The following is a 24,816-nucleotide window of genomic DNA, read 5'->3' as shown; positions in this document are numbered from 1 at the left end:
AAAAAGCTCTAATCACCATAAAGATGACTAGAGCTGCTTTCTAATGTATCTACTTCTTATATACATCGACGTCGAAATATTTACCTGTTTCACCGATTTGATCATAGAAATATTTCATGCGTTGTGCGTTTACATTTGCCCAATTAATATCAGTCGCATACTGATGTGTGGCAGGGTGTTCTGGATTCCAACGCATACGATACAATGTGTTTTGTCCTGAACCGATGTACTGATCACGGATGAATTGTGCGCCACCGATAATCGCTTTGCTGACCGTATTCCAACCATATTTTTCAGCAGTTTTAAAGCCATTGCGTAAAGCGTCTGTATCAATTGCCCCGATACCGAACATGTTGTAATACTTCGGTTTACCGTTTGTTACGACTTTATTATTTTTATCTACGTGACCGCCATTGGCTAATTGAGAAGTTCCGTTACCTGTTTCTAAAAATGCGTGAGACATTAAGTAAACCTCATTAATATTGTGTTTTTGTGCGGCTTCTTTAAATGCGGCACCTTGACCTTCTAAAATGCCTTTGCCTCTTAACAATTTATTAAGTTCTTCTACGCCAAGACCTTGGTATTTATCAAGTTTTAAAAATTGGTAAATGAGAGTCGGATCTTTTTCAAGTGCTGCGGTATTCATTGCTTTTTCAGTTTCTGCACGATTCGCATTGACCCATTTACCGGCTACACGTTGAACTTGAGGCGGGTAAGTCAGCGCCATTTGTTTATCGAGTGCTGTTTTCAATGTGCTACTGACCGCAGTATGTTGAATGAATGATGAACGTATGTCAGCTGCTTTAATCCATCCTTTCGTCCCGTTTTGGAATGCGCCATAGTACCAAGTAATGCCGTTCAGTAAAGATGTTTTTTCGACTTTAAAAATTTGTTGATAAAAACCTTTTAAAGCACCAGCTGTTTTTGAATCTCCAACTTTAGTGTAATAATAACCATTTTTATTCGTAATCACATAATCTTCTACTTTTTTCAAAGTTGTGATTGCGGCACCTTTGACTGCGCTATTCGATGCAGTTTTCATGTTTGCAACTTTTGCTGCTACGGCTGTTAAGTCTTTTTGATTAATCCAGCCTAATTTTTGATTCACTGTACCGAATAAGAATGTATCATTACCGACTTTAACTGATTTTGAAGCTGTAAATAAACGACTTGTGGCATTTTTTAATGTATCGACACGTTGCTTCGTTGTACCCCAAGGCATAGCGTAGAGGCCAGATGTTTTACTATTAACAGTGTACCGACCTTTAACAGCTGTTTCAGCACCTAAGTTGCGTGTTGTGACGTCTTTAACATTGAACCAACCGAGTGGCGTGCCTCCTGTACTATTTTGCAGTAATACATAGTCTTCGTTATTGGCAGAAGCTGTTTTAGTAATTTTATAAGTTTGACCTGCCCATTTGGATGCATCTTTTGCTGTTTTGTCATAAATAGAAGCTTTGACACCGCTATTTTTCGTGTTCAGTTGACCGATTTGAGAAATTGTTTTAGTAACATTCGTTGTTGTTTTTTGAGCTGCTAATGCTGTTGAATTAATCCAACCAGATAATTTGCCAACTGTCCCATACAAGTATGTTGCTTTACCTACAGTTTGAGATTGTGTTGCCTTAAATGTTTGTGTCGCAGCACCTGTCACTGTACCGGCAACTTGTTTACTTGTACCCCAAGGCACTTGATACAATTTCGCACCCGATTTAATCGTATAATTTTGATTCACTTTAGAAGGGGCTTTACTTGTTTGATATTCGACATCTGACTGTTTCACCCAACCAACGTTTGTACCTTTAGCATAATCTGATACTAAATAGAATGATTGGCCATTGACACTTGCTTTTTTCGTTACTTTTAATGTTTGGTTAGTGGCTGAAGTGCTTTTACCAGTTTTATCATATACCGTTGCATATAAACCACTATTTTTGTCTTTAATGCGACCGAGACCAGTGTCAGTTGTTACTTTTAGTGCGGTATTCGTCGATGGTTTTTGGTCATTTGCTACAACACTACTTGCATTAATCCAGCCTGTCACTTTGCCAACTGTCCCATAAAGCCATTTCGTTTTCGCAACAGTTTGTTCTTTCGTTGATTTGAATGATTGGTTTGACGTACCTGGAGCTTTGCCTACTGTTTGAGATGAGGCACCCCAAGGCACTTGATATACTGTTGTTCCTGGTTTGACAGTATACGTTTTCGTTACTTTTTTCTCAGCTTGGGCAGCTTGATATGTTGCGTCGTTTGATTTGACCCAACCGAGTGTTTGATTAGATTTTGCATCACTCATTAAATAGAATTTGTTGCCATTTAACGTCGCTTCTTTTGTAACTTTTAACGTTTGATTCGTTTGATTCGTCGCTTTACCTTTTTGATCATAAACGGTCGTATATAAACCGCTATTTGTTGTGTTAATACGGCCGAAACCTGTTGTGTTTTTAACTGTTAAGCCAGTATTTGTTGATGGTTTTGAAGACGAGTTAGCAGGTGAGGCATAACCCATTTTCACTTGATATTTTTCATTGATTAAATCATACAACGCATCAAAGGAATAACCATGTTGTTTTAAATAGCCGTGCGGATCGGTATGGTCTGTACCACCTAAAAATCTAGAAACAGCATCATGTGTCCAAACTGTCCCACGACCATCATATTCCGCACTATCTGGAGAAAGGCCATAATATTGTAAGTTCGTCGCCGCATAATCTGCCATATTGTTCATTTGACGTGCGAAATCTTCTTTACTGTGAACATGAACGAGTTCGATATGAATAAAGCGTTCATTCGCAATCGCACCTGCACCCCATGCTAAATAATCTGTAGGTTGCGTTTCAACAATACGTTGACCATTAATAAAGCCATGTACGAAAGCATTTTGATAATTTCTTTTCATGTAACTGATTTCGCCATCAATTGTAGAGTTGTCATTTGCTGTATCATGCACGATGATGCCCTCAGGTTTACCGACACCATTACGATAACCGTATTTAGGGAAGTAACTTGAATAATCTTCTTCATATACAGGCACTTTGTAGTTTTGCTTACGAATATAGTCATTAATAGACGATTTCACTTTAGGTTGATATGCACTCGGTTTACTAGCGACAGCTGAACGGAATGCTGTTTGACCAGTCGATTGGAGTGAAAGTGAAGCAGGGGGACCCCCTTTACCGCCAACGCGTGGAGGTGTTGGACCGTCCGGATTCGCATTTATGTCTTGGTCAGTTGCGGTTTGTGCACTGTAAGTTGTTGCCTTCTTGTCTGTTATCGTTTTTGCTTGTGTATCAGCTTGATGTGTCACTGAAGTAGGTGCTTGTGTTTTCGCTGTTGTGGCATCCGCTTTCGTTTCATTTGTCACTGCTACGCGTTTTGAGACTTTGTCAGTAATATCCTGATGCCCCGTTGCTAACTGTGCTGTATTTTGAGTTGCTGTTGCTTTCTTTTCAACTTGAGGTGTTTTATTTTGAGCTGTTTCAGTAGTTGCCTTCGCTTCTTTGTTGGCTTCAGATTGTACAGCTGCTTGATGTTGTGTAGTAGGTGCATCTTCTGTTGTCGAAACGGCCTCTTTGTCATTTACATTTGTTGACGTATTTACTTGCGTCGCTTCAGTTTGTGCTGATGTTGAATCGCTTACATCCATTGCTGAAGGTTGTTGCGCATGCGTGTCCAGTGCATGATATGTATCTGGTGACACAGTTGCGTCTTCATGTGTATCGATTTCACTTGAATGATAAGGATATTTTGTCACATTTTCAGTGGCGTCTTGTGTACGGTTAGTAACCGTTTCATCTGAATTGGCTTGTGCGTTTAATGTTCCTTCATCTATAGAAGCTGTTGCAGGTGATGCACTTTCGTTTGTACCTTTTGATACAGTATGATCTGTTGATGTCGCTTCATCAGTTGTAGCAGGTTGTTGTGCGTCTTGTTGCCCTCCTTCTACGGGCGTTTCAGTTTGTGCTGCTGTATCGACTTGAGTCGTATCAATTTGTGAAGGATCCTTGTATTCTTTTGAACCTGCAAGTGTTGTTCCTTGTGTCGTTTGTTTCGCATCATCAGCTTGTTTTAATGCGTATTGATCATCAAGTACATTCGTAGGTGTTTTTTCAGGTGCAACTTGTTCAGCGGCATTGGCTTGGTGTGCAGAAAATGCAGTTCCAGCCAAAGTAAGTGCAACGATTGTAGGTGTTTTATAACCAAATTTTTTGACCATTTTATTGCTCCTTTTAGATAAAATAAAAAGTTGATTATTCACATTATAGAGTTATTGGGAGACGATTTGTGTATTTTAACTGGATTGTAATTTAATTTTAATAATCGTTCTCCGTATTTATATTTTTGCGTTGTTTTTAATTAGGAGAAATTGTTAAAGTTAACATTTAATAATTTAAAAGTGAATATTTTGGAGGAAAGAAAAAGAAGAGTATTAAAGTGTACATGAATTGATTTAATAATGATATTAAATGATCGAATTGAAATCGCCTAAGTTAGGACATATCTCAATTCGAATCATTAATTATGAATGAAGTGGGAAAAGTCTAAGAAGTGAGGTGCTTTTCCATATGATAGTGAGGGATACCTGCATCTAAAAATTCTTCGCCGTATGTATGATAGCCTAATGATTCATAAAAAGGGATCGCGTGCGTTTGGGCGCCTAACTTAAAATGACGGTGGCCTTGTTCATATGCGACTTGCTCAAGATATTGCATGAGTTGTTTGCCAATACCTAAGCCACGAGCACTTTTCAACACGGCGACACGTTCAACTTTAGCACTGCCTTCCACATGACGAAAACGCGCTGTTGCGATAGGCTGTTGGTCGTCGTTATAGGCGATGATATATTGTGCGGTATGTTCATGTTCATCAATTTCTTCATCACGAGAGACACCTTGTTCGTCGATAAATACTGTTTCACGAACGACCAGGACATCGTGATATTCTTGTTCCGTTTCTACTGTTTTAATCATAGGCCACATTCCTTTCATAAAGAGCGTGAATTTAATGTTTATCATAATCGATTGAGCTGTAGAATAAAAGTATTTTTAAAATTGAAATAACAGCGCGACAGATGATACGCGTTGAGGACTATTTGTAATGATATAAAAAAGTACCCTCATTGTAAAAATGACGGATACTTATCATTAATTCGTATTTGACGGTGTTACATCGCTTGTTGGCGTACAAGGGCAGTATATTGCCAGAAGAGACGCATTTGTACGAGATTCCAGTTGTTCATACCCATAGTATAGCCAGAAGGTTTGAAAATATTCACATCTGTCACTTCTAATGCCGCAGCGACAAGATATTGAATCGGCACGCTTAAATTTTGCATTGCGGGTGTTAAACCATTCTCATCATAAACCCAAGAAAACGGTAATGGCGATTCAAAGACATCAATCGCATCAAAAATTTCAGGAAGGGCGACGATATAACATGCGGCATTGATGACAGGGTTCGTTTCACTTTCCTGATAATAAAGCAATAGCGCTTCATAATTTTCACGATGTGTATGATTTACATAGAACAATTCTTGACGAAAATGCGCCATGTCTTTACTGTGAATAATTTGTTGCTCGAGCATATTAAAAATGCCATTGATATGTCTAATTTTTTCTTGTGTATGACGTGCCATGTGTGAACCTCCTATTAGTAGTATGAACCATCAGGATTTTGGTTTTGATACGGTACTCCTTGTTGCTGATTATGCATTGCGCCATTTGTGTTATCAGCTGATTCACCTTTATTGTTTTGATCATTGTTCTCATCTTTTGGCAAGAGCTTTTTAACGTTCTGTAACAATGATTCTTCTAAATATGTGAGTGGTGGAATTTCTCCATAGTATGCTTTCACTCGCTCCACTAAAAATTGGTTTCTGTCTTTAAAAGGTGCTAAACCTAAGTCTTTACGTAAAGTGTTAGACGTTTCAATTAAATTATCAACGTCAGGATTAATGTAATAAATACCATTCAGTAATTCATTTTCACCTTTAAGTTGTTGTGATTGAATGTCTACATCATTTGCTAAGTAATTTGTCGCGAGTGCTTTGATTTCTGAGTAACTTAAGTTGTGTTTTGAATTTTTCCCTACAATTTCAATGATATCATCTAATTTGTGTAAAGATTTAGTGTCTTGGGCTTTTTTGAACAATATTTTTAATACTTCCATTTGTCGTTGCCCGCGTTTTAAATCAGAGTCTTGCTTACGCGTACGTGTCACAGCAAGCACTTCATCACCATTAAGTTGTTGCTTTCCTTTTTTTAGTTTGATACGACCTTTGTCCATTGTATTCGGTTCGTTCAGATCGTATGGAACATCATATTCAATACCGCCAAGTTCGTCTACAGTTTTGGCAAAAGCTTCCATATTAATGCGAACATAGTAATCAACAGGGACATTTAAATTTGCTTCTACGGTACGCATTGAAGCTTCTGGTCCACCGTATGCATGCGCGTGCGTAATCTTATCGTAGTAACCGACCTCTGGAATGTAACTTAACGTGTCACGAGGAATACTGACCAAACGAATTTGATGTTTGTCAGGATTCATCGTTGATAAAATCATCGCATCGGTACGTGCATTTTCAGCGCTTTGTCCGTTTTGTCTTCTTGTACTGCTATCATCTATGCCTAGAAATAAAATAGAGATAGGTTGTTTGGCAGCATTGACTTTTGAATCTCTTAATTGGGATTGTCGTTGATCCGATTGTGAGAACGAGTCGTCAAAAGCATTCTTTGATGAATTAAAAAGAGTGAATGCGAAAATTGTAGGAACAATTATAAGCATTAAAGCTAATAAATAGAGTAAAAATTTAAGTCCTTTATTCATAGTGAATTGCTCCTAACAGGTATTTTTACATATGATTATATATTGTAATGAAGTGTTGATGACTTTTCAATCATTTCATACATTTTCATCTATTTTGTATTGGTTAGTCGAATTCTATGTTGGAAGCGTGTCGTTCATGTATAATGAAGTTATTATTATGAATGAGGGATATCAATCACGTTGGCGTCCCGTTAATTTTTATCAATGAATCATATGAGGATGGTGGATGTTTTGAAAGCACAATGGATGTCAAAACTAGATGAAAGTTTAGTACGCGAATTTTATGAAGGCCAAACCGAAGAAGAACGACAAGCAGGCTTTGAAGATGTACTTACGTTTGGGACTGCAGGAATTCGAAGCACTTTTGGCATTGGACCTGGACGTTTAAATAAATTTACAGTGCGTAAAGTTGCGCTCGGTCTCGCACAATATTTAAACGCGAAACAATCAGATGCGACGGTGGTCATTCATTTTGATACACGCTTTTTATCGGAAGACTTTGGCGACGAAATTGCGCGTGTATTAGCGACTAAAGGTGTTAAAGTAGTACTGGCTGACAGTTATAAATCAACACCGGAGCTGTCTTTTGCGGTGCGTCATTTACAAGCGACAGCAGGTGTGATGATTACAGCGAGCCATAACCCAAGTAATTACAATGGCATTAAAATTTATGGTCCAGATGGGGGGCAATTGTTGCCAGATGCTTCAGAAGATTTAAGCCAATATATTAATGCGATTGAATCACCATTAGAAATTGAAGCGAATGATTTTGAAGCTTTACGTGATGCCGGCATGATTTTACCATTAGCGGATGAAGTCACTGAAGCGTATAAAGCGGGCGTTAAAGCATTAGTAGGGGCAATCGAATCACAAGGCGAAAAAGTCGTTTTAACAAGTCTTCATGGCACAAGCCTACCATTAGGTGCGACATTATTAACAGAGCTCGGCTTTGAAGATTTTGTCATTGAAACAATACAATCACAACCAGACGGACGATTCCCGACAGTTAAAAGTGCGAATCCAGAAGAGGAAGCGGCATTTGAATATGGTATTCGTCTTGCTGAACAAGAAGACGCATCATTAATCATTGCGACTGATCCAGATGCAGATCGATTTGGTTTTGTAGAAAGATATCAAGACGGTACGACACGTTATTTTGATGGGAATGAAATCGGCTTAATTTTAATGAAACTGCGCTATCAAGAACTCCAACCGACTGGTGATGCGTTTTATATCATTAAATCAATTGTGACAGGTGCTTTAAGTGAAGCATTAGCCAAAGCGTTAAATATTGAGGTAGTTAATGTGTTGACCGGCTTCAAATACATTTCCGAACAATTACAACAACGTCAAACAGATGATGCCCAGTTGGTACTCGCATTTGAAGAAAGCCATGGTTATTTAGCAAAAGACTTGTCACGCGATAAAGACGCCATTCAATTTATTCCATTATTAGTGAAATATAAGCAAATGTTGGCTCAAAATGGTTTGACGTTTAAAGAAGTGTTGAACGACATATACCAACAAATTGGCCGATATGATAATCTCACGTTATCTCCAACTTATGCAGGTCATGCGGGAAGACAAAAAATCGAAGCACTCATGGCACAATTTAGAGGTGATACGAGTGATCAATTGCTCGGCTTAAATGTAGTAACAAAAGAAGATTATCTCACGCAACAAACAACAAATTTAAAAACAGGTAAGACTACAGCCATCTCATTACCGAAAGCTGATGTCATCCGATATACATTTGAAGAAGGTTTTATTGCGTTAAGACCTTCTGGAACTGAACCGAAAATTAAAGTGTATTTCTCATTAAATGTACCTGATTTTAACGAAGTAGTAGAACAATTTAAACAAAAATATTTATAACTCGAGCATCGAACGTATCTTTGACGCAATAGAATGCTGTTGAATGAACTATTTTTAATTGTTTTTGGGAACGTTAAATTATTGAAAGAGCGATACGGAAGTCTAAAGAAGTGTATTGACTTCCATATCGCTCTTTTTTAATGCTTATAGTGACGATCAAAACAATTATAAACCAGGCACTGAAATATTTGGCGTTTTCTTTTAAATAACATATGCATCATGGCAGATAAAGATTTCTAACAATTGAATCATTGTGAATAGGGAAATGACTCATTTTATAAAAACGGTTTAGTTGAAATGAGCATTGACTACTAAAAGCACTCTTTTGTAATTCGGCTGAATGCAATAAGAGTGTTTTTCATTTAATTTGTCATTTCTATACAGTTTATTTTAAAATCATTCGTTGTTCCTTAGAGTAGCTATTACAATTCATATTTTTTAAGCGCAATGTAAACACTAGGTAAAGAATGTTTATTTATTGTTTATTCAATTATAAAATATAGTAAAACAATGAATTATTTTGTATTTTTAATTGAAATTAATCTTCATATACTTAAAAATTAAAATAGAAATAACGTTCAATTGACTGAGATGTCATTGTGAATAAGTTGATAAATGAAACACTCAAAACAATTTCTATGGAAGAAAGGTGTATGAAAGTGAAACTTACAACTGTAGGATTAGGATACATTGGTTTACCCACATCAATTATGTTTGCGAAACATGGTGTAGATGTGATTGGTGTAGATATTAACGAAGAAGCTGTTAAAAGTTTAAATGATGGACATATTCACATCGAAGAACCAGGTTTACAAGAAGCTTATGAAGAAGTATTAGCTACGGGGAAATTTAAAGCATCACAAACACCAGAAGAGGCAGACGCGTTTATTATCGCAGTGCCAACACCGAATAATGATGACCAATATGAGTCTTGTGATATTTCAATTGTCATGAGTGCAACAAAAAGCATCATTCCTTATTTGAAAAAAGGAAATACTGTGATTGTTGAATCAACAATAGCACCGAGAACGATGGATGACCATGTTAAACCGTTATTAGAAGAACACGGATTTACAATTGGAGAAGATTTATACCTTGTTCATTGTCCCGAACGCGTACTACCGGGGAAAATATTAGAAGAATTAATTCATAATAATCGAATTATTGGTGGAATCACACCAGCGTGTATCGAAGCAGGGAAGCGTGTTTATAGTACATTTGTCAAAGGCGAAATGATTGAAACAAACGCGCGTACTGCTGAAATGAGTAAATTGATGGAAAATACCTACCGTGATTTAAATATTGCTCTAGCGAATGAATTAGCTAAAATCAGTATTCATTTAAATATTAATGTATTAGATGTCATCGAAATGGCAAATAAACATCCACGTGTGAACATTCATTTGCCAGGACCAGGCGTAGGAGGACATTGTTTAGCTGTTGATCCGTATTTCATCATTGCGAAGGATCCTGAAAATTCTCCGTTGATACAAACAGGGCGTCGAATTAATCGTTCCATGCCAGCTTATGTCGTTGAGACAACCAAAAATATGTTGCGCGAATTAACTGGCAATAAGATTGTGGTTTTTGGTTTAACGTACAAAGGAGATGTGGATGATATCCGAGAATCACCTGCTTTTGATATTTATGAATTACTTCGTCAAGAATCGAATCTTGAGGTGGTAACATATGACCCTCATGTTGAATTAGATTTTGTAGAGAAAGATATTCAAAAAGCAGTGGCTGATGCTTCGTTAGTTTTAATTTTAAGTGATCATTCAGAGTTTAAACAACTGACTGACAGCGATTTTGTAAATATGAAAGATAAAGTGATTTTTGACACAAAAAATGTGATTCGAAATCAATTTGAATCAGTTCAATATTACAATTACGGCAATTTATATGAATTTGATAATCAAAAACAATTAATTTAATTTGAAGAAAAAATGAGTTTGTATTGCGAAATCTTTATAAAATATCATCTTTATCATTGTTGAAAGTACGATTACTTTAGATTTCTACAAGCTCATTTTTCTTTAAAAATATTTTTTAAGAGGTTAGCTTATGCATGATTTAAAAGCGTATATCATTGAAAACCAAATTCTTTTTAGCGTATTTTTAGATGAACCACAACATCAATTTGTGTATAGAGATGATTATTTAAATGAGGAAATAGGCGCAATAGAAGTGTTTAATAATAAAGTTTATAAGGTTTTAAGTACGAGAATGATTGAGGGCGAACTTTATGGCTACTTAAAAGGGCAAAGAGAGATTGGATGGACCAAGTTAAAAAATTCTCATTACGTCTTTAATAAACAAGACGAAATCGTTTTCGTGAAGAATAAAGAAGGGATTCAAAACGAGTTAAATATTACATATCAGTTCGTAGATGGTTTTACTAAGGAAGTTCAGAACAAATTCTTAACGTCTAAAGGTTTTATAAAATATAAAGGGGAATTTTATGAGCTCTTATTTGAGAAACATAAATTAATCGGCTTTATGAAACCATCTGACATAGATGTAGGATATCATGTGGACGAGGATGTGCACTTATTACAAGGTGCAGAATTGTATTTAGAAAGTCGTCTTAAAACAAAAGCCGAAAACATCAGCGAGAAAGATGACTTTACATTGAAATTAGTGTTTCCAGAAAGAGGAATTGGTAAGGTAGAGAGAAAAAATCAAGTGTATTGGATTGAATTAAATCATGTAGTAGAGCATCAACTTGAACGTGTATTTCATTCATTGCAAGATTATAGTTCAACAGAAAATGTGGAGATAAACGATATTATTCATAATTTTTTAGCGGAAAGAAAAAAGGCTAAAAATATATTAACTGCATTAGTCAATGACAAGATTAATAATGAATCGAACACTAACCCTGATCAAATTGAGGGTAAAAGTAATATCTATACACGATATCAAAATTTAAAAAACTCAAAACTAGGTAAACTGCAGATTAAATATTGGAATATGAGAAAAAAATGGGGGAAGTAACATGTCAAAAAAACCTCAAACGAAGAACGACCAACTGATTGAAGCGGTCAGTTTACTGCAAACTGACTATTTACAAGGTTTAAGTCGATTAGAAGAAACAATCAATGCAAGTGATGTTTATACGTATTTAAAATCATTAGAAAAAAATGGCAAGTTGAATTTTATCAATCAGTTTAAAAATGAATTAGAAAAAGAAAAATCTAGTAACGGTTCGCGAATTTTGAAAAAAGCCAAGTATAAAATTGGAATCATTGCCGATGAGTTCTTATTCAATTCATTTAAAGATACAGCGGATATTACTTTTATTTCGAGTGACGCAGAGATTGAAAAACTGAGCTTTGATTTTGTTATCGTGGCAACGACATGGCGAGGGATTGATGAAACTTGGCAAGGTGTAGCAAGCCCTAAAAGTAGAATGCGTGCACATCTTATGCTGTTATTAGATGAATTAATCGAACGTCAAATTCCATTAGTATTCTATTCAAAAGAAGATCCTGTTAATTTTCATTTGTTTAAAGATATAGCGAGTAAATGTGATTATATTTTTACTACAGCACAAGAAATGGTTCAAGATTATATTGAATATACCCATAATACAAAAGTTAAAGTTTTACAATTTGGTGTAAACCCACATTATCATAATCCAATTGGAACAAGAACTGAAGAAGCGATAAAACATAAAGATGGAGTGATATTCGCTGGTAGTTGGACAAAAAAATATCCTCAAAGAAATAAAGACTTAGCACGTATTTTTGATGGATTGAGTTTAAGTGGTAACGATTTAACAATCTTTGATCGAAATTTACATCTTGAAAGGGAAAGATACTTATTTCCTAGTAAATACATTCCATATATTACCGGTCCATTGAGTCATGATGAACTAATGAAAGTACATAAGATTTTTAGATGGGCACTGAACGTCAATTCTGTGAAGTATTCCGAGACGATGTTTGCGAATCGTGTCTTTGAATTACAAGCATTCGGAAATTTGATTATTTCTAATTATTCAGTAGGTGTGAACAATCAATTTCCTAATATATTTATGGTGAATGATAAATCTGATGTAGGACCTATTTTAAACCGACATTCGGACAGTGAATTAAGGGAGTTTCAAGCAAAGAATATTCGCAATGTGATGTTGGAAAATACGACATATCACCGAATTGACGAAATTGCTAACTTCATCGGTTTAACAAGCGCTTCTATGCAACCCGTAATCGGTGTTGTAGTGAAAGAAAGGACAGAAGCTTTAATTGAAATGTTTAAGCGTCAAATGAATGTGAAGAAAATATTGCTGACCGAACAAGAACTGAATGATCGTATACATGAGTTGGATTTTATTACATTTTTTGATGAGAACTACATTTATGAAGAATATTACTTAGCTGATTTAATCAGTGCGTTTTATTACACAGATGTCGATTTTGTTCAAAAGGTGTTAACCACCGACTATCAAGTGCATGACTATACCGATACGTATCATGACAAATATTTAACTTTATTTGATGCTCAAGCTTATCAATCAGGGGACTATCAAATCGGTTATACATTAGATGATGCCGAATTATTTTACAATGAAAAGCAAATTTTAAGTAAAAATGATTTAGTCAGTGTAATCGTACCAATTCATAATAATGGGCGCTACTTAGAAGATAAGTGTATGCGTAGTTTGAGACGATCTTCTTTGTTCAACAGATTTGAAATTATTTTTGTCGATGATGGTTCAACTGACGAAGAAACGCGTCATGTTATTCAAAGATTAAGACGAAAATATCCTAATATCGTTTATTATCGATTTGAATCTGGCTCAGGTAGTGCTTCGAGACCAAGAAATAAAGGTGTGGAACTCGCCTCTACACCATACATTACGTATTTAGATCCTGATAATGAAGCGATAGGTGATGGATACGCACAACTGTATGAAAAATTAAAAGAAGATTCATCTCTTGATATGGTCATAGGTAATATTATTAAAGAGGACAATCGTAAAAGATCCGTCTTTAATTATCACGGTACGATAAAAAAGTATAATAACGACAATGCATTAATCACAAATACGAAAAAGTTTTTGAAAAATGCAGGGTTACGGGCTCAAAGTATTCAGGCCTTAATGGTCAAAGCGAATGTCATCAAAAATAATAACATTAAAATGGTTGAAGGTGCAGCAGGGCAAGACACCGTATTCTTTCAAGAGTTGATGTTATATTCTAAAAAAGTATTGGGCATCAAAGTTCCTATACACATGTATTATGCTGCGGTAAGTGGGTCGGTTACGAATTCAATCTCAAAAAAATTGTTTGATAAGTATTACAAACTAGAGCTTGAACGTATTCCTTTTTTAGAACAACATCATCTCATGGATGCGTATATGGAACAGCGCTTTAATTTGTATGTGAAGGGCTGGTATAAACCAAGACTAGATATAGTGAAAAGTGAGGAACGAGAAGAAGCTGTAAAACGTTTTTTAGATATTTATCATCTGTATGAAAAGTATGAGAGACCGCACGATGTTGAATTAGATGATTATATTAAAACGTTAAAAAAAGAAGTGAAACATCTATAAGGGGGTTAGATGATGCACAATCACTTACATTTAATCAATTTTTCTAAAAGTTACTTTATTCTTCAAGACGAAAAAAACTATGATCTTGATGGGTACAATCGTTTCAATATCAATCACAAAACAATTTATTTTACTAAAGATTTTCGGTATTATTCATTGTCATTTCAAGATTATCATATATTTATTCTTGGGGAGCTCGTAGATGTGAGAGACAGCAAGAAACCGGTTAATGCGATTGTAAGTGATTTGCTACAATACCCCATTGATTCTGATTCTTTTCTAAATGAGATGTCTTTTTTCAATGGTAGTTACGGATTATTTATCGCTCATGAAGAGAACTTGTATTTTTATAATGATGCAACTTCTTTTCTTTCGCTGTATTACCACAATGAAAAGCCGGTTTATGCCTCTCATTCGAAATTGTTACATCAATTGATTCAACAAATCTTTGGTGTAGAAGAGAGACTTATTAAGGATAAAATGCGCGGCTTCTTAGATTTTAGTAAATTTGAGAACATTTATAAATTTAATTCTAATATGCGTTTTGAACTTAATCATCATGAATTGAAAAGGGTATATCCTATTGATGATTATCAGACACAAGAAATAGCACATGTTGTAGAGCAAGTCATTCCTTTGATGACAGAGATGGTTGCGTTTGTTTATCGTCTTGACCGTCCTGTTGTGATGTCACTTACGGGCGGTTATGATTCACGGGTGTCACTTGCATTGCTGAAAAACAAGCTATCACATACTTTATTTTTCACTTATTTAAGAACTGATGAACAAAAAATTACTCGTGCACAAAAGAATATTTATGATACTGATCAAAAAGCTGTACAATTTCTCGTTGATCAACTTAATTTAAACCATCACTTTTTTAATATTGATAACAATCAAGGAAAAAAAGAAGTCGCTGAATTATACGCACATTATGAATCGAGTCATTCTAAAAATATGATTAATCACTATAGCCAAGATGCTCAGTTTCAAGGTGTAGCCCATGTCAAGTCGACAATTTTTGAGCTTGCAAAAGGGATAAGACCTTTGAAACTTGAAGCGCAACATCATGACATCTATGACTTTGTAGACGAGCTGAAAAAATGGTCGCCTATCAAAGAGAAGGCGTGGATTCAACAAGCATTAACCCAATTTATCAATAGAAACGCACTCTTCTCATTTTTGGATAAAGGGTATCATCCATGTGATGTATTATACCTAGAGTCTAAAATGAATGGTTGGCATAGTGCCATTATTCAAGAAAGTGATCCTTACATGGATGTGTATAACTTAATTAATTGTAGGTTTATTTTATTTCAATTGATATGTATGAATTACGAAGATAGAAAGAATCTTGCATTTCACAAGTCAGTGATTGAACAACGCTGGCCGTTACTTCATTTTTTTGGTGTAAATACAAAAGTCAATTTATATGAAAAGTATCAAATGATTGAAAAACAGCTGGAAGAATGTCAAACAAATAAAATAAATGCACAAAACATGAAACTCAGTTATGAAACACAAGATTTTAATCGTGTATTTCAACAGCAAAGGGTGCATTTTAAATTGAAGCGTAGAAAGTTTGTTGAGAGCGAACGATATCATTTAAATATTGAGAATCAAAGTGGTGAGTCAGTTCAAATTTCGATGCGTACTTTTTATAAAAATAATAAAGGCAGAGCACGTATATTTATCACTATTGATAACATGAAATACGATATCGTTGACTTAGCGTATGAAAGCGTTGAAAAATCAATAGCACCGGGTTCGAAAATGTGCATTGCAATCCAGTCGACTAAGGATATCGATAAGAAGTCTTGGATAGAAGCAGCTAAATTTGAAATCAAAGAAATTTACGCAAATAAGAAGGTCATAGAATGAGAGCAATCATAGAAATATTTAAAGAACAAATTGTCAATTTACCTAAAATTTCTAAATTGGCTATCTATAACATGAAAAGTCAATATGCCAATCATTATTTAGGTATCTTTTGGAATATTTTGCAACCCGTTCTCCAAGTGATTATCTACTATATTGTTTTTGGTCTTGGATTAAGAGGAAGTTCCGGATTAGTGATGGGTGTGCCATTTATTGTTCACTTGATTTCAGGTCTATTTCCTTGGCTTTTCATTTCCCAAGGTATCAATTCTGGTGCTTCAGCGATTCAAAAAAATATTGGTTTGTTAGCTAAGATGAAATTCCCGTCTTCTATTTTTATATCTATTGCACTGACGAACAATATGATTAATTTACTGATTACAACAACCATCGTTTTTGTAATTTCTGTGATTAACCATTATGTACCATGGTGGCATTATTTTTGGTTCGTTTATTTTATGATAGGAGCCTTTTCAATTATCTTTGGCATTTCTTTAATAATGAGTACGCTTACTGTTATTGTAAGAGATACTAAAAATTTATTGCAAAATATTATTCGAATGCTTTTCTTTCTCACACCTATTTTTTGGGTGCTTGAGGAACAACATGGTATTTTAGCAAAGTTAGCAAGTTTGAATCCTTTTGCATATCTTATTGGTGTGTATCGTACAGCATTAGTTCACTCTCAAACAGCCGTTTATGGCACTTGGTCTGATCATATCTATTTTTGGGTCACAACGCTATTACTTATTATAATTGGCTCAGTGATTCACATGAAATTTAGAAAGAGAATTCTAGATTATATATAGGGGTTTAAAATATGAAATCTAAAAAACTCTTAATCATCACACAAAATTTTTATCCCGAATTAGGTTCAGCAGCAAATCGTATGAAAATGTTATTTAAGCATTTCACAAAAGAAAGTGTGATGACACATGTATTAACAACGCAACCTTCATATCCCAATCATGAATTGTTTCAAGATGACAGTTATTTCGATGATGACGTCATTAATCGTTATGAAAATAAGAGAATTATTCGCATGAAGATGTTGTGTGAAAAGCAAAATAAAAATCTCATTGCAAGGCTATTTTATTATATAGAGCAATATTTGAGGGTTAGATATTTTATTTTTAAGCACAAAAATGATTTTGACTATATTTATGTAACAAGTCCTAATATTTTTATTGCGTGGGCAACTTTGTTTATGAAAAAAGCAAAGAGACCGGATTATATTCTGGAAGTCAGAGATTTATGGCCAGATAGTGTGAATAGTATAAAAGGGATTAATCTCAAATTAACTTGGCCATTGCTCAAACGATTAGAAAAGATTATGTATAACCGTGCAGATAAAATTGTCATAAATAATAAGGGCTTTCGTGAGCATATCCAGCAAATGTTGGATAAGGCGGTTCCCATAGAATTTATACCTAACTCAGTCAGTCAAGAAGAACGTTTCACAGAGGAGAAATATGAAGACTTTCGGGTGATATATACTGGTAATATCGGTTATGCGCAAGATGTTGATCATTTAATTGAATTGTTCAGTTTACTTAATGATTATAAAATTAACGTTACCGCTATTGTTTATGGTGTGAAAGCACCGAAGTTCAGAGAAGCGGTTCAACATTTAGAATTTGTTACGCTTAAACATGCGATGAGTCGAGAACGATGTCTTCAAGAAATATCTAGACACCATGTTGCTTTGTCGATTTTAAATGAAAATGATACGTTTTTAAATGTTTTACCTGGAAAAATTGTAGATGCGATAGGAGTCAATACGCTCCCTGTCACGAACATAGGTGGCAAAATGGCAGAAGATATTAATGCTTTCCGAATTGGTTTTGCAGAAAAGAAAGCGACACCCCAAATATTATTAGAAAAAATTATAGCCTATCGAGACAACCCTTCACACTTTGAATCTCAGTTAGTTAATGTCAGACGCTATCGTAATCAATTTTTAAACTGGGAAACGAATATTAAAGCATTAATCAGGTTCCTTAAGGAGTGAATAGTATGCCAGAAGTACAATATAATGTGATATGTGAAAATGTCACTAAAATTTATGATCTGAATCGTAGTCGTAAAGACAAATTACTCTCTTTATTCACTTTTGGAAAATCATATCAATTTAAACCTTATTATGCATTGAAAGATGTGAGCTTCAAAGTGGAACGAGGTACGTCAGTTGGGATTATTGGATTAAATGGTTCTGGGAAGTCGACACTCTCAAATATATTAGGACAAGTGGTGATGCCAACATATGGAAAAGTAAACACAGATGGAAAACCGTCATTAATTGCAATTGGTGCGGGACTCAACCCCTCTTTTACGGGTGAAGAAAATATTCGCTACAAATGTCTGATGCATGGGATGTCTACTAAAGAAATCAATGACAAATTTGATGAAATAGTTAAATTTAGTGAACTGGATGAATTCATTTACCAACCGCTTAAATCATATTCAAGTGGGATGAAGTCGAGATTAGGTTTTTCTATTGCAATTCATACGGATCCTGATATTTTAATTGTCGATGAGGCATTATCTGTCGGTGATGAAACGTTTTCGAATAAGTGTATTGATAGAATGAAAGCATTTCAAAAGCAAGGAAAAACAATCTTTTTTGTTTCTCATTCTGCAAGTCAAATTAGAAAGATGTGTGATAAAGCGCTTTGGATTCATTACGGTCAAATGGTCGTATATGATGATGTCAATGTTGTGATCAAACGTTATAATGCATTAGTTCAAAAAATTAAACATATGCCTAAGTCAGAACAAGTCGAATACAAGAAAAAGAAATTACAGCAACAGCAAGTGGGTCATCTTGACGAAGTGACTATTTCTCAAAAAAATGATGTATCGCTAATGACACATGGATTGATTGGTGTCACTTTGATAGGTTGGTTCGTAGCAATGTATTTTCAATTATTTGGATAGAAAATGGTAGGTATTCTCAATGATTAAATTAGATTTTGACACAATGACTAAAGAGGATTTGTTAAAAGCAAATAATCAAAAAGTTAAACTCATCGTAGACGAAATAGACTTTTACATTTTCATAAATATAAAACCGAATAATCAGCGTCTTCTTGTTCATACAAATGGTGCGATTAATATCAAAAAATCTCAACCGCCTGTATTTTTAAGAAACAGTTGGAGAGATGATTTTGATGCAAATTGTCTGTTTATTGATGATCGCACAATACATGACAGTGAAGTCAATTTAGGATGGGGGTTAGGAACCAAAGAGCGGCACTACGTTAATGATTACGCACGAATTAGTCAAAAAGTGAGTCAACTTTTAAATGTCGAGGATAATCAAGTGACGTATTATGGGAGCTCAGGCGGTGGATTTGTATCTATTTTGTTAGCCACGCTTCACAATCATTCACGTGCTATAGTAAACAATCCACAAACCTATGTACATCGATATAGGAAAAAGAATGTAGTGGATGCATATCAAGTTGTTTTTGAAGATATGGAATTTGAAGCGGTTAATAAAATGTATGCAAATCGCGTCTCTTCCACAAGCCTTATGAAAAAATGTAATCGTGTACCTGAAATACTCTATGTTCAAAACCGTTTAAGTGATGAAGATATGGAAAATCATGTAATTCCTTTTATCCGAATGTTAGATAAATATCAACTGGATAGTTCTAAAATTAACTTTCTTTTATATAATGACAAGAAATCCGGACATAATCCATTACCTAAAGATAAAACTTTGGAATTAGTCAATTTATTTATGAAAAGACAATTGAATATTTATTAGTAAGTATATTTTTGACTGGAAAACCATAATAAAGAGGAGATACTGAAGTGAAAAAAGTAGCGATGTTCGTGTGGAACCATTTCACCAATGATGCGCGGGTCAATCGAGAGTGTACGGCATTGGCCGAAGATGGATATGATGTAGATTTAATTGCTATCAATGATCCGAAAAACACCGACATTGAAGCATTTGAACAACGAGAACCTCATTTTCGAGTGCATCGTGTCAAACGCTATCCTATGTTAATCCAAGTCTACGCTGATTATGGAAAGCGATTTTTAATTATAATCGGGGGTGTCTCATTTACGATAGCAGCGGGATTATTTTTTATTAATTTAAAGTTGATGCTCGGTTACTTAGCGATGTTGCTTGCTGGAATGGTGATACTCAAAGTAAAAAAATTACGAAAATGGGTCGTGAATGGTGCGATTATTGCACGTATGATTATTAAAGGGTATCAGCAAAAAGCAGATATCTATCATTCGAATGATTTAAACACTTTACCTCAAGGCATTGTATGTTCAAAATTGCGCCTCCACCCTAAGCCATTAGTGTATGATAGTCACGAGGTACAAACTGATCGGACAGGGTATAATCCTGAACGTATTAAGAAAATAGAACGTTTTTTACTGCAATTTGTTGATACGATGATGGTGGAAAATCATACACGCGCCCAACATAACGAGTGTCTTTATGGCTTTTATCCGCAACCATTATATAATTATTCTGTTTTATACGATATTGAACAACAACCTTATTACAACTTGCACGAAAAATTGGGTCTCAATCAAAATGAAAAAATATTGCTCTATCAAGGTGGCTTACAACAAGGTCGTGGTCTGGAGAAACTTATTGAAGCCATGCCGATGATTCAAGAAGGGGTTCTCGTGTTTGTGGGCGGTGGCAAATTAACAGAAACACTTAAAGCACAGGCCCAACAGTCTGAAGCGCGAGATCGAATTTTCTTTTTAGATAAAGTACCATTTGAAAAGCTACCGCAAATTACTAGAGAAGCATTTGTTGGTTTCCAAGTTCTGCAAAATGTGTGCTTTAATCATTATTCTGCGAGTTCTAATAAATTGTTTGAATATATCATGGCACATGTTCCGGTCATTGCTTGTGACTTCCCTGAAATCAAAAGTGTCGTAGAAGAAAATGAAGTTGGAATCGCTACAGATACGCATAGTAGTCAAAATATTGCGGCTGCTGTGAATCATTTATTACAACATCCTGAATTGTATGACCGTTACCGTGCGAATACGAGACGTGCGAAAATGATTTATAATTGGCAAAATGAAAAACAAAAATTATTAAATGTGTACAATACACTTGATGATAACGTTTCATTTATAGGGAAAATACAGCCTCAAATGAAATAAACAGCTCAAACTTTTATCCGATATTGAGATTTATGTGATATGAATATGTCTTAAAATCCATTCAATTGGGTATATCAATTATAAATACTAATATTGGAGGTTTTTAAATATGAAGTTTAAAATCATATCTTTATTATTAGCATCAGGAATCGTCCTAGCAGCTTGTGGTAACGATGATGATCAAAAAAATACGAACAACGCAGATAACGACACAAAAACGGAACAGACTACTGATAACAATCAAAATAGCCACGACAATGATCGTGATGACAATGATGATCAAAACACAAATCAACACACTAAAACACAGACGATTGATGTTAAAGACGTAAAAACAACACCTGAAGATGCCATTAAAACAGCAAAATCTTCATTTGATGGTGACGTGAAACAAGTGGAATATAAAAAAGAAAATGGTCAATGGGTTTATGACATTGATTTAAGAAGCAATAATGAAGAAGCAGAAGTCAAAGTATCTGACAAAGATAATAAAGTGCTAAATACAAACAAAGAAAAAGAAATGGACAACGATAACGACAAAACGATTAATTACGGAGATGCCATTGATTTTAAAGAAGCAGTGAAAAAAGCACAAGAACAACAAAAAGGTGACTTGAAAAAATGGTCATTAGATAACGATGACGGTCAATTTGTTTACAACATTGAATTGATGACAGATAATGGTGAACAAGAATTAGTACTCGATGCCAAATCTGGTAAAGTGTTACAACAAGAAAATGATTAATGTGACGTCTTAATATTTTGCTGAACTTACGCTCTTTCCTTTAAGAACATGTCACTTGTATGCGATTGCCGTCTTTCCTTTTTGAACATGTCGCTTGCATACGATTGCCGTCTTGGACTCGCGTTTCCCAGGGGCTGAACCTACAACTAACCAACGCTTTGATTATACTGTTACATTTGTTGAAGCGTTGGTGGATTTTCCGGTTCAGCTGATCCCTCGGGAGTCTCGTCCGCCCGGCAATCTTGCATGAACAGGCGTAAGGAAAGAGGGCATTCCCATTCTATCGACTTAATTGACATCATCTAGATAGCTACTCCGTCAAACTTTGGCCAGAATTAAAGTCAAAAGCTTCTTGTTCGAATTTATGTAGTACCTCTTTTTATGAGGCGTTTACATTAATTCTTTAAAAGTATAGAGTCGAGTTTTGATATTTTGTTTGCAAGCTTCTACACCTAACGATATTGCTTGATGTCTCTTACCGACACCATTATTACCTAAGAAGTATATATTGATACGCTTCTCTAGAAAATACATGGATTTTAATGTGAGTACTTCTTGTTTATTAATGCTTGGTTGAAACGTGAAATCAAACTCAATCAAATGTTTAATCTTAGGGAAACTTGCTAACTTAATAGCACGTTTAAATATTTGTTCAGCTTTATATTCTACTTCCTTTTCCCTCAACTTAAGTAAAATCTCAATTAAAGATTTTTGATTCTTGGATAGTGATTCTAAATACTTCGGCTAATAGTCATGTATTTTGATACTCTCTTCCTCATTTTTCTTACCTTTATTTTTCTAACTCATTTTCTTTCCCAGCTTCGTAATATTTTTAACTGTCCTTAGGTCGCAATGATACTGTCTACCCAGTTCAGCATAATTTGTTTTTATTCCTGTTATAATCTAAAATAACACTCATTCGTATATATCATGTCTCAATCAAACAATCTCCAATCAAAAATTGAGTTAAGACCTGATTATATAATTTAGAAAGAAACTAGAAAAAACAGCATTTTCACTTCGCCATTTTTCTACATTTTATAATCGTCATTTACATAATATTAATTTATCATTATTTGATAGAAAATTCTTGAAATAAAGAGTTTTCTGATTATAATTAACTTAAGGAGGCGTTTATTATGAATGATATTCAAAAGCAAGCTGCAGAGTTAGAATTAAAAAAGTTTTTTTCTCTAATTGACAATGAAATGCCTTATTTTATGCCTAGATGTATTGTTGACACTGTATGGCACGAAAAATTAAAAGATGCCGAAAACTATAACGAGTTCTGTATGGAATACAATGGTAATTATATCGAACATATGGAAAATAAAGGTAAGGGATTTCTTCCTTGGATGGAAAAATACGAAGAAGAATATGGAAAAATGACTCAAGAATGGTTTACAGATTCTAGTGGAAAAGTTTTAAAAGATTTATATGGAAAGTATATAGAAGAGGGGGATATACAATTAGAATGGGATTGTGTACCAATAGCAACTACAGATTAAATAATCCAGAACAAGAACTTTTTGGTTCTTGTCCTGGAGACTTTAAAAGTTTCAAAAACCAATATTCTATAAAGAAAATTCAAACAAGCAAGCACAATGAAATTTTTCTATTTAATATATATGACAAAGGATATATATTGAAAAGAGCTATAAATAGTAACTATAGAAAATATGACGATAAAAAATTGATTAGGGAGGGAAAATTATTAAGAGAATTAGATAATGATAAAATAGTGAAGTGTTTGTTTATAAATGACAATAATAGTGCGTATATAATATTAGAATATTTAGAGGGATACACTTTAGAATATATTTTAAAAAAATTCAGAGTGAATATAAATAAATCATGCGAAATCGTTCATAGAATTTTAGAAGGTGTTCAGTATTTGCATAAAAACCATATAATACACAATGATTTAAACCCTAGTAATATAATTTATTCTAAAGACAACAAAATAAAGATCATAGACTTAGGGATAGCTACTTATATAAACTCTAACGAAACGAGACTAGGTGCCGAGCAATTTTCTTCGCCAGAACAATTATTAAAGAAAGAATCTACAATTAAAACTGATATCTGGGGAGTTGGTTGCATACTATACTATCTGATTGAAGGACACAGACCTTTCAAAGGTAATAAAGAACAATTAGAAATAAAACCAGTGATAAAAACTAAAGTACCTATTCAACTTAAACATCTAATAATATCTATGTTAGAACGTGATAGCGTTAAGAGACCGAGTATCAAAGAGAGTATTGAAATTTTAGAAAAAATTAAATTAATTTTATAAATTGGTTTATATTTTCCTTCGTCTTTATTACATGAAAACCTAGACGTTTAAGAGTTTTCATAGACTTTAAATTATAAGAAAAAGTATTTGCAATGATTTTATCTATTTTTATCCTCTCAACATCTAAAGCATTATAGGCTTCAATAATATATCCATTTCCTGTCTCTGAATAATCTAGCCAAAAACCAAGTTCTGCTTGTCTAGCTATAAGATTAATATTACGAATTGTTATGGAACCAATGATTTTATCTCTTTTTTTACAGAAAATATAATATCTATATTCTGACTTATTGATAAATGCATTTATATAACCGTCTATCATAGTCTCAATATCATTTATAGTTGAAATACTTTTTACCCAAGGAAGATAATTATTAAAATACTCTCTATTTTGAGTTATTAAATTAAAAACTTCGTGCGCCATGTACAGCTCTGGAGTTTTTAGTTCTAATCTATCGGTTTTAATAATTGATTTCATAC

19 protein-coding genes are annotated in these 24,816 nt (G+C 34.3%); 13 read left to right on the top strand and 6 right to left on the bottom strand.

Going from position 1 to position 24,816, the window contains the following annotated elements:
• Positions 1 to 49 precede the first annotated feature (49 nt).
• The 4 genes from P3U61_RS08540 to P3U61_RS08525 form a co-directional block, all read right to left on the bottom strand.
• Entirely contained in the window at positions 50 to 4,216 is a 4,167-nt protein-coding gene (locus tag P3U61_RS08540) for a GW dipeptide domain-containing protein (protein ID WP_199613490.1), read from the bottom strand.
• A gap of 325 nt (positions 4,217 to 4,541) precedes the next feature.
• The gene (locus P3U61_RS08535) at positions 4,542 to 4,970 is read right to left on the bottom strand and encodes a GNAT family N-acetyltransferase (RefSeq protein ID WP_199613489.1); all 429 of its coding nucleotides are present in this window, start codon (positions 4,968 to 4,970) and stop codon (positions 4,542 to 4,544) included.
• A gap of 194 nt (positions 4,971 to 5,164) precedes the next feature.
• Positions 5,165 to 5,635 carry a DUF2538 family protein gene (locus tag P3U61_RS08530; RefSeq protein WP_014614310.1) on the bottom strand — a complete coding sequence of 157 codons (471 nt, stop codon included), beginning with the start codon at positions 5,633 to 5,635 and terminating at the stop codon, positions 5,165 to 5,167.
• Positions 5,636 to 5,649: 14 nt separating this feature from the next.
• Positions 5,650 to 6,828: an LCP family protein gene (locus P3U61_RS08525; protein WP_014614309.1), complete on the bottom strand. Its 1,179-nt coding sequence runs from the start codon at positions 6,826 to 6,828 to the stop codon at positions 5,650 to 5,652.
• Positions 6,829 to 7,059: 231 nt separating this feature from the next.
• On the opposite strand from P3U61_RS08525, the gene P3U61_RS08520 reads away from it, so the two are divergent.
• The 11 genes from P3U61_RS08520 (at position 7,060) to P3U61_RS08470 (ending at position 22,037) form a co-directional block, all read left to right on the top strand.
• Entirely contained in the window at positions 7,060 to 8,703 is a 1,644-nt protein-coding gene (locus P3U61_RS08520; protein WP_180291792.1) for a phospho-sugar mutase, read from the top strand.
• 659 nt (positions 8,704 to 9,362) lie between these two features.
• Positions 9,363 to 10,637, top strand: a complete 1,275-nt coding sequence (locus P3U61_RS08515) for a nucleotide sugar dehydrogenase (RefSeq protein ID WP_014614306.1) — start codon at positions 9,363 to 9,365, stop codon at positions 10,635 to 10,637.
• Positions 10,638 to 10,767: 130 nt separating this feature from the next.
• Entirely contained in the window at positions 10,768 to 11,700 is a 933-nt protein-coding gene (locus P3U61_RS08510; RefSeq protein ID WP_014614305.1) for a hypothetical protein, read from the top strand.
• Between the two features lies 1 nt (position 11,701).
• Positions 11,702 to 14,263 carry a glycosyltransferase gene (locus P3U61_RS08505; RefSeq protein ID WP_063278793.1) on the top strand — a complete coding sequence of 854 codons (2,562 nt, stop codon included), beginning with the start codon at positions 11,702 to 11,704 and terminating at the stop codon, positions 14,261 to 14,263.
• Positions 14,264 to 14,275: 12 nt separating this feature from the next.
• Positions 14,276 to 16,144 (top strand): hypothetical protein, encoded by a 1,869-nt coding sequence (locus tag P3U61_RS08500; protein WP_230314568.1) that lies wholly within the window; start codon positions 14,276 to 14,278, stop codon positions 16,142 to 16,144.
• Positions 16,141 to 16,950: an ABC transporter permease gene (locus tag P3U61_RS08495; protein WP_014614302.1), complete on the top strand. Its 810-nt coding sequence runs from the start codon at positions 16,141 to 16,143 to the stop codon at positions 16,948 to 16,950. The genes P3U61_RS08500 and P3U61_RS08495 overlap by 4 nt, the downstream gene beginning before the upstream one ends.
• An 11-nt stretch (positions 16,951 to 16,961) precedes the next feature.
• Entirely contained in the window at positions 16,962 to 18,152 is a 1,191-nt protein-coding gene (locus P3U61_RS08490; protein ID WP_014614301.1) for a glycosyltransferase family 4 protein, read from the top strand.
• A gap of 5 nt (positions 18,153 to 18,157) precedes the next feature.
• Positions 18,158 to 19,078, top strand: a complete 921-nt coding sequence (locus tag P3U61_RS08485) for an ABC transporter ATP-binding protein (protein WP_014614300.1) — start codon at positions 18,158 to 18,160, stop codon at positions 19,076 to 19,078.
• Between the two features lie 19 nt (positions 19,079 to 19,097).
• Complete coding sequence (locus P3U61_RS08480) at positions 19,098 to 19,913, top strand: hypothetical protein (protein WP_014614299.1); 816 nt, start codon at positions 19,098 to 19,100, stop codon at positions 19,911 to 19,913.
• A 47-nt stretch (positions 19,914 to 19,960) separates the two neighbouring features.
• Positions 19,961 to 21,292 carry a glycosyltransferase gene (locus P3U61_RS08475; protein WP_096536161.1) on the top strand — a complete coding sequence of 444 codons (1,332 nt, stop codon included), beginning with the start codon at positions 19,961 to 19,963 and terminating at the stop codon, positions 21,290 to 21,292.
• A 109-nt stretch (positions 21,293 to 21,401) separates the two neighbouring features.
• Positions 21,402 to 22,037 (top strand): PepSY domain-containing protein, encoded by a 636-nt coding sequence (locus P3U61_RS08470; protein WP_014614297.1) that lies wholly within the window; start codon positions 21,402 to 21,404, stop codon positions 22,035 to 22,037.
• A 390-nt stretch (positions 22,038 to 22,427) separates the two neighbouring features.
• Here P3U61_RS08470 and P3U61_RS08465 read toward each other — a convergent pair whose 3' ends face one another.
• Entirely contained in the window at positions 22,428 to 22,721 is a 294-nt protein-coding gene (locus tag P3U61_RS08465; RefSeq protein ID WP_014614296.1) for an ATP-binding protein, read from the bottom strand.
• Between the two features lie 455 nt (positions 22,722 to 23,176).
• On the opposite strand from P3U61_RS08465, the gene P3U61_RS08460 reads away from it, so the two are divergent.
• A complete protein-coding gene (locus tag P3U61_RS08460) occupies positions 23,177 to 23,545 on the top strand; it encodes a glycine-rich domain-containing protein (RefSeq protein ID WP_014614295.1) in 369 nt (122 codons plus the stop codon).
• Positions 23,512 to 24,336 carry a serine/threonine-protein kinase gene (locus P3U61_RS08455; protein ID WP_037543415.1) on the top strand — a complete coding sequence of 275 codons (825 nt, stop codon included), beginning with the start codon at positions 23,512 to 23,514 and terminating at the stop codon, positions 24,334 to 24,336. Before P3U61_RS08460 ends, P3U61_RS08455 begins: the two co-directional genes overlap by 34 nt.
• Here P3U61_RS08455 and P3U61_RS08450 read toward each other — a convergent pair.
• A complete protein-coding gene (locus tag P3U61_RS08450) occupies positions 24,320 to 24,814 on the bottom strand; it encodes a GNAT family N-acetyltransferase (RefSeq protein ID WP_037543413.1) in 495 nt (164 codons plus the stop codon). The two genes, P3U61_RS08455 and P3U61_RS08450, sit on opposite strands and share 17 nt — an antisense overlap.
• Positions 24,815 to 24,816 lie beyond the last annotated feature (2 nt).

It is taken from the genome of Staphylococcus pseudintermedius (genome assembly GCF_034042775.1).
Lineage (GTDB): Bacteria > Bacillota > Bacilli > Staphylococcales > Staphylococcaceae > Staphylococcus > Staphylococcus pseudintermedius.
Note: the sequence above shows the minus strand (reverse complement) of the source record. Positions and strands in the feature narration are given on the sequence as shown.